Source organism: Hafnia alvei, assembly GCF_900095695.1.
Classification (GTDB): Bacteria; Pseudomonadota; Gammaproteobacteria; order Enterobacterales; family Enterobacteriaceae; genus Hafnia; species Hafnia alvei_B.
In genome coordinates this window covers 86,224-97,951 of sequence record NZ_FMIQ01000014.1, presented here as the reverse complement: position 1 = coordinate 97,951, position 11,728 = coordinate 86,224, and the positions used below count along the sequence as shown (strand labels likewise).

At 49.9% G+C, this 11,728-nt stretch carries 14 protein-coding genes; 11 read left to right on the top strand and 3 right to left on the bottom strand.

Annotation, left to right across the window (positions count from 1 at the left end; translation table 11 throughout):
* The first annotated feature begins 101 nt into the window (after window positions 1-101).
* The 6 genes from BN1044_RS05175 to BN1044_RS05150 all read left to right on the top strand — a co-directional run bounded on the left by BN1044_RS05175 (window position 102) and on the right by BN1044_RS05150 (window position 7,774).
* Window positions 102-302, top strand: coding sequence for a DUF2065 domain-containing protein (locus tag BN1044_RS05175; protein ID WP_025798767.1), 201 nt, complete (start codon window positions 102-104; stop codon window positions 300-302).
* Between the two features lie 97 nt (window positions 303-399).
* Window positions 400-1,698: an adenylosuccinate synthase gene (locus BN1044_RS05170; RefSeq protein WP_072307822.1), complete on the top strand. Its 1,299-nt coding sequence runs from the start codon at window positions 400-402 to the stop codon at window positions 1,696-1,698.
* 279 nt (window positions 1,699-1,977) lie between these two features.
* Window positions 1,978-2,403, top strand: a complete 426-nt coding sequence (gene nsrR / locus BN1044_RS05165) for a nitric oxide-sensing transcriptional repressor NsrR (RefSeq protein ID WP_025798770.1) — start codon at window positions 1,978-1,980, stop codon at window positions 2,401-2,403.
* A 41-nt stretch (window positions 2,404-2,444) separates the two neighbouring features.
* Window positions 2,445-4,997 carry a ribonuclease R gene (gene rnr / locus BN1044_RS05160; protein ID WP_072307821.1) on the top strand — a complete coding sequence of 851 codons (2,553 nt, stop codon included), beginning with the start codon at window positions 2,445-2,447 and terminating at the stop codon, window positions 4,995-4,997.
* A 253-nt stretch (window positions 4,998-5,250) separates the two neighbouring features.
* Window positions 5,251-5,985, top strand: a complete 735-nt coding sequence (gene rlmB / locus BN1044_RS05155) for a 23S rRNA (guanosine(2251)-2'-O)-methyltransferase RlmB (protein WP_040046316.1) — start codon at window positions 5,251-5,253, stop codon at window positions 5,983-5,985.
* A gap of 154 nt (window positions 5,986-6,139) precedes the next feature.
* Window positions 6,140-7,774: an isovaleryl-CoA dehydrogenase gene (locus tag BN1044_RS05150; protein WP_072307820.1), complete on the top strand. Its 1,635-nt coding sequence runs from the start codon at window positions 6,140-6,142 to the stop codon at window positions 7,772-7,774.
* Between the two features lies 1 nt (window position 7,775).
* On the opposite strand, the gene BN1044_RS05145 is transcribed toward BN1044_RS05150, so the two are convergent.
* Complete coding sequence (locus BN1044_RS05145) at window positions 7,776-8,051, bottom strand: YdgH/BhsA/McbA family protein (RefSeq protein WP_072307819.1); 276 nt, start codon at window positions 8,049-8,051, stop codon at window positions 7,776-7,778.
* A 170-nt stretch (window positions 8,052-8,221) separates the two neighbouring features.
* Window positions 8,222-8,530, bottom strand: coding sequence for a biofilm peroxide resistance protein BsmA (gene bsmA, locus BN1044_RS05140; RefSeq protein ID WP_072307818.1), 309 nt, complete (start codon window positions 8,528-8,530; stop codon window positions 8,222-8,224).
* A 178-nt stretch (window positions 8,531-8,708) separates the two neighbouring features.
* Between bsmA and yjfP the strand changes: the two genes are divergently transcribed.
* Window positions 8,709-9,458: an esterase gene (gene yjfP / locus BN1044_RS05135; RefSeq protein WP_072307817.1), complete on the top strand. Its 750-nt coding sequence runs from the start codon at window positions 8,709-8,711 to the stop codon at window positions 9,456-9,458.
* A 147-nt stretch (window positions 9,459-9,605) separates the two neighbouring features.
* Here the strand turns inward: yjfP and BN1044_RS05130 are convergent, their stop codons facing one another.
* The gene (locus BN1044_RS05130) at window positions 9,606-9,881 is read right to left on the bottom strand and encodes a YdgH/BhsA/McbA family protein (protein ID WP_072307816.1); all 276 of its coding nucleotides are present in this window, start codon (window positions 9,879-9,881) and stop codon (window positions 9,606-9,608) included.
* Between the two features lie 389 nt (window positions 9,882-10,270).
* Between BN1044_RS05130 and rpsF the strand changes: the two genes are divergently transcribed.
* From rpsF to rplI, 4 genes are read left to right on the top strand one after another with little or no spacing between them, the layout of a single operon-like run.
* On the top strand, window positions 10,271-10,669 hold the full coding sequence (gene rpsF / locus BN1044_RS05120) for a 30S ribosomal protein S6 (protein WP_025798785.1): 399 nt from the start codon (window positions 10,271-10,273) through the stop codon (window positions 10,667-10,669).
* A gap of 8 nt (window positions 10,670-10,677) precedes the next feature.
* Window positions 10,678-10,995 carry a primosomal replication protein N gene (priB, locus tag BN1044_RS05115; protein WP_038501926.1) on the top strand — a complete coding sequence of 106 codons (318 nt, stop codon included), beginning with the start codon at window positions 10,678-10,680 and terminating at the stop codon, window positions 10,993-10,995.
* A 4-nt stretch (window positions 10,996-10,999) separates the two neighbouring features.
* The gene (gene rpsR, locus BN1044_RS05110; RefSeq protein ID WP_000135199.1) at window positions 11,000-11,227 is read left to right on the top strand and encodes a 30S ribosomal protein S18; all 228 of its coding nucleotides are present in this window, start codon (window positions 11,000-11,002) and stop codon (window positions 11,225-11,227) included.
* A gap of 39 nt (window positions 11,228-11,266) precedes the next feature.
* Complete coding sequence (rplI, locus tag BN1044_RS05105; protein ID WP_072307814.1) at window positions 11,267-11,716, top strand: 50S ribosomal protein L9; 450 nt, start codon at window positions 11,267-11,269, stop codon at window positions 11,714-11,716.
* Window positions 11,717-11,728 lie beyond the last annotated feature (12 nt).

The following is an 11,728-nucleotide window of genomic DNA, read 5'->3' as shown; positions in this document are numbered from 1 at the left end:
TCTGAATAAAGCGCGTTTTTGACACTCGATTAGAAAAGGCCCGTTTAGTCGCGGGCCTTTTTTTGTTTGTTTTTTGATTTTGTCGACAGCCAGAGGGAAATATGAACTCTACAATTTGGATGGCATTAGGGTTGGTTTTGATCGTCGAAGGACTCGGACCAATGCTTTTTCCACGAGTTTGGCGGCGCATGATTGCAACGATGGCTCAATTACCTGACGGAGTTTTACGTCGTTATGGCGGCGGTCTAGTGGTTGCTGGGTTAGTTATCTACTACATGTTGCGTAGCCGTATGGGGGGCTAAACATCTTCGGATTTTTTGCGCAATCGTGTGCTGAAAAGTGCTGAAAGCTCCGAAATGTGATGGTAGAATCCATTTTTAACAACGTGGTGATAGTGAAATGGGTAAGAATGTCGTCGTACTAGGCACCCAATGGGGTGACGAAGGTAAGGGCAAGGTCGTAGACCTATTAACCGAAAGGGCCAAGTATGTTGTGCGCTACCAGGGCGGTCACAATGCAGGTCATACACTAGTCATTAACGGTGAAAAAACCGTTCTTCATTTGATTCCGTCAGGAATTCTGCGCGAAAACGTAACCAGCATTATTGCAAACGGTGTGGTATTAGCACCTGACGCTCTGATGCGTGAAATGACCGAACTGGAAGCCCGTGGCATTCCTGTTCGCGAACGTCTGTTACTCTCCGAAGCTTGTCCTCTGATCCTGCCATATCACGTGGCATTGGATAACGCGCGCGAAAAAGCACGCGGTGCGAAGGCTATCGGTACAACAGGCCGTGGTATCGGTCCTGCGTATGAAGATAAAGTCGCTCGTCGCGGTCTGCGCGTTGGCGATCTGTTCAATAAAGAAACCTTTGCAGTTAAGCTGAAAGAAATTATGGAATACCATAATTTCCAACTGGTTAATTACTACAAAGTTGAAGCAGTTGACTACCAAACCGTGCTGGATGAAGTGATGGCTGTTGCCGATATCATCACTGCAATGGTGGTTGACGTTGCCGATCTGCTGAACAAAGCTCACAAGAAAGGCGAGTTTGTGATGTTTGAAGGCGCACAGGGTACGTTGCTGGACATTGACCACGGCACCTATCCGTATGTGACTTCTTCTAACACCACTGCAGGTGGCGTTGCGACCGGTTCTGGCGTGGGTCCACGCTGTGTAGACTACGTTCTGGGTATTGTGAAAGCTTACTCTACTCGCGTAGGTGCAGGTCCATTCCCAACTGAGCTGTTTGATGACGTGGGTGAGTTCCTGTGTACTAAAGGCAACGAATTCGGTGCAACTACCGGTCGTCGTCGTCGTACTGGCTGGTTGGACGCTGTTGCCGTTCGCCGCGCCGTAGAGCTGAACTCTCTGTCTGGCTTCTGCATGACCAAACTGGACGTGCTGGATGGCTTAGACGAAGTGAAGATCTGTGTAGGTTATCGTATGCCGGATGGTCGTGAAATTGACACCACTCCGCTGGCCGCAGAAGGCTGGGAAGGCATTGAGCCAATCTACGAAGTTATGCCAGGTTGGAAAGAAACCACCTTCGGCGTTAAAGATCACAGCAAATTGCCACAGGCTGCACTGAACTACATCAAGCGTGTAGAAGAAGTGACAGGTGTTCCAGTTGATATCATTTCTACTGGCCCTGACCGTGAAGAGACTATGATCCTGCGCGACCCGTTTGACGCGTAATAGTTTGCATTATGTTGTCTCTTGATGAACCGGGCTCTGCCCGGTTTATTACTTTAGGGCGCTACCTTCGCGCTTGAAATCCACGAGCATAAACACCAAATATCCCCGATAAACGTACTCTTCTTGCTAAATAGCTAGTGGCTTTTGCCGTGGCTGGTTTATTATCCAAATAGATAGATCTATTTTTGGGATGAATTCCCAGTATTGATATCTCGTTTTATATTCTATTTTTATACTCAGTTATCGCGAGATAACGCCAAGCTAGACTTAGAGGTAGCCGTGCAGTTAACAAGTTTTACTGATTTTGGGTTACGGGCGCTGATTTACATGGCATCCCTGCCTGCCGATCAGATGACCAATATCACGCAGGTAACTGATGTCTATGGCGTCTCTCGTAACCACATGGTTAAAATTATTAATCAGTTGAGCCGTGCTGGCTTTGTCACTGCTGTTCGAGGTAAGAACGGCGGCATTCGCTTGGGACGACCAGCGAAAGATATTCGTATTGGTGACGTGGTAAGAGAGCTTGAGCCTTTGACGCTAGTTAACTGCTCTCACGAGTTTTGCCATATCACGACAGCCTGCCGCTTGAAGCAAGTTTTGCAAAGAGCCACGCAGGCTTTTCTGGCCGAGTTGGATCAATGCACTTTGGCCGATTTAATTGAAGAAAACTCACCGCTTTATAAGTTGTTGCTGGTTGAATAATCAATCCAGCGGCAATTGCTGATGACTACGGAGGAACCGCAATGTCACAAGATCCTTTCCAGGAACGCGAAGCAGAGAAATACGCCTCACCGATCCCAAGCCGCGAGTTTATCCTGACGCATCTGTCGCAGCACACCACGCCCGTTAGCCGTGAGGAGATCGCGCGTGAACTAAATCTGACGAGTGAAGAAGATTTAGAAGCGCTGCGACGCCGCCTGAGAGCGATGGAACGCGACGGACAGCTCATCTTCACCCGACGCCAATGCTATGCGCTGCCAGAGCGTCTCGATTTGAAGAAGGGAACCGTGATTGGCCATCGTGACGGCTACGGTTTCATTCGCATTGAAGGGAGTAAAGACCGCGACGATCTTTACCTCTCTTCGGAACAGATGAAGCTGTGTATTCACGGCGACGTGGTGCTGGCTCAGGTTGTTGGCACCGATCGTAAAGGGCGTCGTGAAGCGCGCATCGTTCGTGTTCTTGAACCTAAACAGAGCCAAATCGTGGGCCGCTACTTTACCGACGCAGGCGTTGGTTTTGTGGTGCCAGACGACAGCCGTTTAAGTTTTGATATTTTGATCCCACCAGAATCTATTGCCGGTGCCCGTATGGGATACGTGGTTGTGGTTGAGTTAACTCAACGTCCAACGCGTCGCACCAAGGCCGTGGGGAAAATTGTCGAAGTCTTGGGTGATAACATGGGCACCAGCATGGCGGTGGATATCGCTCTGCGTACGCATGAAATCCCGCATACTTGGCCTGAGCAGGTTGAAAAGCAGGTTGCTGATTTAAGCGAGCAAGTGCCAGAAGCGGCTAAAAAAGGTCGTGTTGACCTGCGTGATTTGCCGCTGGTTACCATTGATGGCGAAGACGCACGTGACTTTGATGATGCGGTCTATTGTGAGAAAAAACGCGGCGGTGGCTGGCGTTTGTGGGTGGCAATTGCCGACGTAAGTTACTACGTTCGCCCAAATACTGCGCTGGATCACGAAGCGCGTAGCCGTGGTAACTCGGTGTACTTCCCATCACAGGTCGTTCCTATGCTGCCGGAAGTGCTCTCTAACGGGCTTTGTTCGCTGAACCCACAGGTTGATCGCCTGTGTATGGTGTGCGAAATGACCGTTTCTGCAACGGGTCGCCTGACATCCTTCAAATTCTACGAAGCGGTGATGAGCTCCCACGCACGTTTAACCTACACCAAAGTAGCCCATATTTTGGCCGGTGACGAAGAGCTGCGTGAACACTATCGTCCGTTGGTTAAGCCTTTGGAAGAGCTGCATAGCCTCTACAAAGTGTTGGATCATGCGCGTGAAGTGCGTGGCGGTATTGCATTTGAGACCGAAGAAGCCAAATTCATCTTCAACGCTGAGCGCCGTATCGAACGCATTGAGCCAACGGTTCGTAACGATGCGCACAAGCTGATCGAAGAATGTATGATTCTGGCCAACATCGCGGCAGCGCGTTTTGTTGAGAAGAATGAAGAGCCTGCGCTGTACCGAATTCATGATCGTCCAAGCGATGACCACCTGACCTCCCTGCGCAGCGTGCTGGGTGAATTAGGTTTAACGCTGGGCGGCGGTATGAAACCTGAACCGAAAGATTACGCCGATCTCATGGATGAAATCGCGGATCGTCCTGATCATGAAATGCTGCAAACGATGCTGCTGCGCTCCATGAAACAGGCGGTCTACGATCCAGAAAATCGCGGTCACTTCGGTTTGGCGTTATCAGCCTATGCACACTTTACGTCTCCGATTCGCCGTTACCCTGACCTGAGCCTGCATCGTGCGATCAAGTACCTGCTGGCGAAAGAGCACGGCGGCGACCATGCGGGTTGGACGAAAACCGGTGGTTGGCACTATAACGAAGAGCAGATGTTGCAGCTGGGCGAGCATTGCTCCATGACCGAGCGCCGCGCAGATGAAGCCACGCGCAACGTTGCAGACTGGCTGAAATGCGACTTTATGCAGGATCACGTGGGTGAAACCTTTACCGGGATTATCTCTAGCGTGACCGGCTTTGGTTTCTTCGTGCGCTTAGACGATCTGTTTATTGACGGCTTGGTGCATGTTTCTGCGTTGGACAACGATTATTACCGCTTCGATAACGTGGGTCAGCGTCTGATTGGTGAGTCTTCCGGCCAAACTTATCGCTTAGGCGACAAAGTTGAGATCCGCGTAGACGCGGTGCATATGGACGAGCGCAAGATTGATTTTGTTCTTCTTTCTAGCACTCGTACCCCGCGTGGCGCAGGCAAAACTGAGAAAGAGCGCACTAAGCGTACCCTCAGAGAAGATAAAGCACCTTCTCGTGGGCAGCGTCGTGGTGGTAAGATGCCGGCCAATTTCGAACCGGATAGTGCATTCCGTAAAGATAAAAATGGCAAGCCAGTGCGAGCGGGCAAAGCCGGTGCAGGTAAAAAAGAGAAATCAGTGAAAATTGATAAATCTGGCAAGCCTGTAAAACCAGCTAAAAATGCCAAAGATCACGATCAGACAAGCGTTAAGCCAAAAGCTAAAAAAGTTTCGGCGAAGACTAAGAAAATCGCTACGGCCACCAAGGCCAAACGTGCCGGTAAAAAAGCCGCCGAGTGATAGTCTAAGATTGTTCACTTAAGCGTGATTTTAGGGGAAGTACACCGATGGGGTCGTAGCAGCTTTAGCTGCCGGAGCGCCCCGCGGTGTGCTAGCCCCGTGTATCTCGATCGTTTAAACGAACGGCATTACAAAGTTATAGTCTGATTTAAATAACAGGCAGCGCGAGCATCAGCTGCCTTTGATTTCATTCCCGCCTGGGCCTGTGCGAAAGCGAAGACTCAGGCGGCTGACGTTATAGCGTTATAAAAATATGAGCGAAATGATTTACGGTATTCACGCGGTTCAGGCATTGCTTGAACGCGATCCACAGCGTTTTCTTGAAGTCTTCGTGATGAAAGGTCGTGAAGACCGTCGTCTGATGCCGCTGATTGCTGAACTTGAGCAGATGGGCATTGTGATTCAAGTCGCAAATCGTCAGTGGCTGGATGAGAAGGTTGAAGGCGCGGTGCATCAGGGGATTATTGCCCGCGTGCGCGAAGGACGTCAGTATCAGGAAAATGATTTGCCTGCGCTGCTGGAAAATCTGGAACAGCCTCCTTTCCTATTGATTCTCGACGGCGTAACCGATCCGCACAACCTTGGTGCTTGCTTACGTAGCGCCGATGCGGCTGGTGTTCATGCCGTAATCGTCCCGCGCGATCGTTCTGCTCAGTTGAATGCCACGGCGAAAAAAGTGGCCTGTGGCGCAGCGGAAACTGTACCGTTGATCCGCGTTACAAATCTTGCGCGTACCATGCGTTTCCTGCAAGAGCAAAATGTATGGATCGTCGGTACGGCGGGCGAAGCTGACCACAATCTTTATCAAAGCAAAATGACTGGCCCGATGGCGCTGGTGATGGGCGCAGAAGGCGACGGTATGCGTCGTTTGACCCGCGAACATTGCGATGAGCTGATCAGCATTCCGATGGCGGGCAGCGTTTCTTCTCTGAACGTTTCCGTTGCGACCGGTATTTGCCTGTTCGAGGCTGTGCGCCAGCGTTCATAGGCCTGCGTAATATTGCCTAACTGAACATACAGCGTTACAAAGGGTGGCTCAGGCCGCCCTTTCTCTTTTGTGAACTGCCCTCCAGCAAAATCAGCCTAAACGATCATACTTAGTGACTTAACCCGGTTAACGGGGGCCGCAAGGGACACTGGATATGACGTGGCAAACACATACGGTTTTTAATCAACCGCACCCCCTAAGTAACAGCAATCTCTACCTTTCTGATATTCCGCTCCAAGAGGCCGTTGAACGAGAGCTGGCAGGCTGGGATTCTGCATTGCTAAGCGCAGTCGGCTTACAGCTAGGTTCGGCAGAATCGCTTGAACTTGGCCGAATGGCAAACGCCAATCCTCCTGAGCTGTTGCGCTACGATGCGGCTGGACGGCGTATCGACGATGTACGGTTTCATCCCGCTTGGCACATGTTGATGCAGGGATTAACTGAAAATCGGGTGCATAATTTGCCGTGGCAAACAGATGCACCGGCAGGAGCGTTCGCGGCACGCGCCGCTCGTTTTCTGCTGCATAGCCAAGTTGAGGGCGGTACACTTTGCCCAATCACCATGACCCTTGGCGCGATTCCGGTACTGCAAAAAACGTTGCCTACCACAATGAGCGGATGGCTAACGAGGTTGCTGTCTGACCGCTATGATCCGCACGCGCTGCCCATAGAACAGAAAAAAGGGCTGCTCATCGGCATGGGAATGACGGAAAAACAGGGCGGCTCGGATGTGCTTACCAATACGACGCAGGCAACGCCGTTAGAAGGCAGTGGCAATGGTCAGCCTTACCGGCTGGTGGGACACAAATGGTTTTTCTCGGTTCCACAAAGCGATGCGCACCTGATTTTGGCGCAGGCCAGCGGCGGACTCTCCTGCTTTTTTGTTCCTCGTATTCTGCCGGATAGCACGCGCAACGCGATTCGCATCGAAAGGCTGAAAGAGAAACTGGGTAATCGTTCAAATGCGAGCGCAGAAGTTGAGTTTCAGGATGCGACGGGATGGCTGCTCGGTGATGAAGGAGAGGGAGTTCGCCTGATATTGCAGATGGGAAGCTCAACTCGCTTTGATTGCGCATTGGGCAGCCATGGGTTGATGAGAAGGGCGTTCACCGTGGCGTTTTATCATGCGTTGCAGAGACAGGCATTTGGTAAACCTCTAGCCGAGCAGCCGCTGATGCGTCAGGTACTCGCCAAAATGGCGCTGCGGCTTGAAGGACAAACGTCGTTGCTGTTTCGTCTTTGTCGATCTTGGGAAATGCCGCATGTGCAGGGTGAGAAACTGTTTGGTCGCCTAATGACGCCGGTAGCTAAGTATTCAATTTGTAAACAGGGTATTCCCTTTATCGCTGAGGCTATGGAAGCGTTAGGAGGAATTGGCTATTGCGAAGAGAGCGAACTGCCGCGTTTATATCGAGAAGCACCGGTAAACAGTATCTGGGAAGGCTCTGGCAATATCATGTGTTTAGACGTATTGCGGGTATGGCGCCAAAATCCGCATATGGAAGAGATGCTTAATCTAGAGCTAGCTGACGTGAAAGGGCAAAGTGCGTTATTTGATAAGGCGTGGCGGAATTTGTCGAAACGTTTACAGAAACCCAATGAGGCTGAAGCGAGGATCATTTGCGACGAGTTGTTTAATCTGAGTGCCGCGGCTCAGCTTTTACGTTTTGCTCCGGCTGATATTGCTCAAGCGTGGTGCCAACAATATTTTTCCTATGACGGGGTTAGTGTCATCAATAACGAAACTCAGGAGATCCTGTTACAGCGGGCGATGGGGTTAGCGAGCTAGCTCAGCTATACAACGCCGCAGTAACGTGCCACGTGTGCTGCGGCGTGTTTTCATCCATGGTCAGAATTCGGTAGTAGCTAGCACCTTGCTCATCGGCCTTTAGCGCAATAATGCGTTCTACATCGTGGGGCTCTCCCACAATATCGTGTACTGAAATAATACCGACCTGATTAAGTCCAGTGGTGAGATCGGCATTAACGTTTTCTGCTGATTGGGCGGATGCGCTAATTAAACCAATTGAAAGCAACAATGTGTTGAGCACAGGGGATCTGTTCATCGGCGAACTCCTTACGCATATTTCATCGTCCAGACGAAATTGTTGAGTTGTATTAACGTATTCATAACAGCGTGATAATAAAAAAAAGTCCACGAGCTTTGCCTGATAATGAGACAGAGCGCGTAGACTTTTACCGGGCGTATAGGATTTGTTAAATAAAGCCCACAAACCTACTTATATAAAATGGCCTGAGCATACCACTGGCCCGGTACACCGGTTTCATCGACCATAATGACGTAGTAGTAGGTTGCACCTGCCTCATCAGCTTGTTTCTGAATAACTTCCTGAGCATTCATCGGGCTACCATAAACCTGTGCGCTGATGGTTCTCATACGATCTAATCCGCTTGTTTGGTCGCGGCGAACCTCTTGAGCATGTGCTCCCGGTGCAGGTGGTGGCACTGGCTTGCTGTTCATGACGCCGCAGGCGGTCAAAAACAGCGTCATTGCGAGTACAAAAGAAAGCTTTATATTTTTCATGGGATGGCCTGTTAAGGGGAGGCAAGTTGTTTAATTGTATCCTGCATGGTGCGGAATTGACCAGCAGGTGGAACGTAATTCCTTACTGCGTCATAAGATAGAACCAGAAGTGATTGTTTCTCTTTGAGCGACGACTCATTATTTACCCTCGATGCGTAGCCTGAGGAGTGATAAGAAAATGGTTGAGATGTTTGATGAAGTGATTGGGGGGATCCCCGTGTTACATGCGGCTCCGGCAGGAAAGCAGGGGCAGCCGTTACCCACAATCTTTTTCTATCATGGCTTTACCTCATCGAAAGAGGTTTATTCCTACTTTGGTTATGCGTTTGCTAAAGCGGGTTTTCGTACCATCTCGCCTGAGGCTAATTTGCATGGCGCGCGTTTTAACGGCGATAGCGCGTACCGTTTAACCCATTTCTGGGATATTTTAAAATCTAATATCGATGAGCTTCCGGTTATTTATCAGCATTATCAACAAGAAGGCCTGATTTCAGACAATCGTGTTGGCGTGTGTGGTGCATCATTGGGGGGAATGACTACGCTGGGAGCTAAGGTGCGCTATCCGTGGATCCAAGCAGCCGCGTCGTTTATGGGCTCGGGCTATTATCTTTCTCTTGCACCAACGCTTTTCCCTCCTTTTGATGCTCAAACCCCAGAGGCTCGCCAGCAACTGACTGCGGATTTAGCTTTCTTGGCAGAATATCAAGTCGTCGACCGGCTGGAGAAACTGGCCGATAAGCCGTTGCTGATTTGGCATGGATTGGCTGATGATTTAGTTCCTGCCGAAGAGAGTCGGCGTTTAATTCGTGATTTGGGTGAGCAGAATTTGCTGGCGCAGGTTCGTTTCGAAACTGAGCCGGCGATTGGTCATAAAATCACGGTGTCGGCATTAGATGTGGGTGTTCAGTTCTTTTCTCGCCATCTTTAAGCGAAAAAAAGCCCCGTATGATGGGTGTCATACAGGGCAACGTAGCGATATATCTCTTTGTTATTGTTTGGTCTTTGGCAGGATTGTCTCAACCTTTTATTGAACTATCTTAGGTTGTTGCGTTGCTCTCTGGTGTTGCATCGGTTTTTAGTGGAACAGGGCTGCACTAACGTGCATTTGTCCATTGCTTTCAGGTTCATGCATCACAATCACCTGATAATATTTTGCACCTTGTGCCGCAGCTTCTTGTTGCAGCTGGGGCAAGGCTTCCTGCACGTTCTGGACGTCATGGTTTACGCTAATCACTGCATATTCATTGGCGATCAGGCTATTGGCCTGACGACCGGTGATTTCAGTGGCTGCGAGTGCATTGGTGGCGGCAAACAGGGTTAATGTCGTCACGAGGGCGATGATTGATTTCATCGGATTCTCCTCAATGTTGTTGATTTAGGTTGAATAACTTCTAGATTGGCGATTTATTGGGTAAACAGCATTATCCGTTGCCGATATGAATAGTTTAGTCCTCATTCATTCAATTGATAGCTACATTTTTTGCTGTTTAGAGTCAAAAAAACTGAATGTCTTTGACAATAAATGCTTACGCCTTGCTGGCGGCCTTCGAGAGGCAAACAACGGCATTATTCTCTTACCGATCTTCCCCCCGATAATAATTTCGCCAATTACCTTGAGTTTCCTACCCTGCGCAAGTATGATTACGCGTCATTTTTCAGCCGCACACAAACACGTTCCTTGCCTCCATGGGCCGCGGCTGACCCTATCAGGAGGCTGAATAATCCGTAAGGAGCAATTCGATGCGTCATTACGAAATCGTTTTTATGGTCCATCCTGACCAGAGCGAACAGGTTCCGGGCATGATCGAGCGTTACAGTGCAACCATCACTAACGCTGCTGGTCAGATTCACCGTCTGGAAGACTGGGGCCGCCGTCAGCTGGCTTACCCGATCAACAAACTGCACAAAGCCCACTACGTTCTGCTGAACGTTGAAGCTCCGCAGGAAGCGATCGATGAGCTGGAAACTAACTTCCGCTTCAACGACGCCGTTATCCGTAGCATGGTTATGCGTACTAAAAACGCGGTAACTGAAGCTTCACCAATGGTTAAAGCGAAAGACGAACGTCGTGGCGATCGCCGCGAAGACTTCGCTAACGAAACCGCTGATGATGCTGATGCTGGGGATTCTGAAGAGTAATTGCTGCAATGACCTCAAATCGTCTGGTTCTGACTGGCACAGTGTGCAAAGTTCCCATTCGAAAGGTCAGTCCTTCTGGAATCCCGCACTGTCAGTTTGTGCTTGAGCACAGATCGATACAGCAGGAAGCCGGACTTAGCAGACAAGCATGGTGCAGAATGCCCGTGATTGTCAGCGGACAAGCATTTCAAGCAACTACCCACAGATTAACGGTCGGCAGTATGCTAACGGTTCAAGGTTTCATTAGTAGCCATCAAGGCCGCAATGGTTTGACCAAGTTAGTGTTACATGCCGAGCAGATTGAATTGATAGATTCTGGAGACTAGCCATATGGCACGTTATTTCCGTCGTCGCAAGTTCTGCCGTTTCACCGCGGAAGGCGTTCAAGAGATTGACTATAAAGACATCGCTACGCTGAAAAACTACATCACCGAAAGCGGTAAGATTGTACCTAGCCGTATCACCGGTACCCGTGCGAAGTACCAGCGTCAGCTGGCTCGTGCTATCAAGCGCGCACGTTACCTTTCTCTGCTGCCATATACTGATCGTCATCAGTAATCGGCTGCTGTCCATTAACGACTTTAAGAGGATAAGGTAATGCAAGTTATTCTGCTTGATAAAGTAGCAAACCTGGGTAGCCTGGGTGATCAGGTTAACGTTAAAGCAGGTTACGCACGTAACTTCTTGGTTCCACAGGGCAAAGCTGTTCCTGCAACTAAGAAAAACATCGAGTTCTTCGAAGCACGCCGTGCTGAACTGGAAGCCAAACTGGCTGACGTTCTGGCAGTTGCTGAAGCTCGTGCTGCTAAGATCAACGAACTGGGTGCTGTAACTCTCGCTTCTAAAGCGGGTGACGAAGGCAAACTGTTTGGTTCAATCGGTACTCGCGACATCGCTGATGCAGTTACTGCAGCCGGTGTTCAGGTAGCGAAAAGCGAAGTTCGCCTGCCGAATGGCGTTCTGCGTACTGTGGGTGATCACGAAGTTCACTTCCAGGTACACAGCGACGTATTCGCACAGCTGAATGTCGTTGTAGTTGCTGAGTAATAGCTGAAAAGC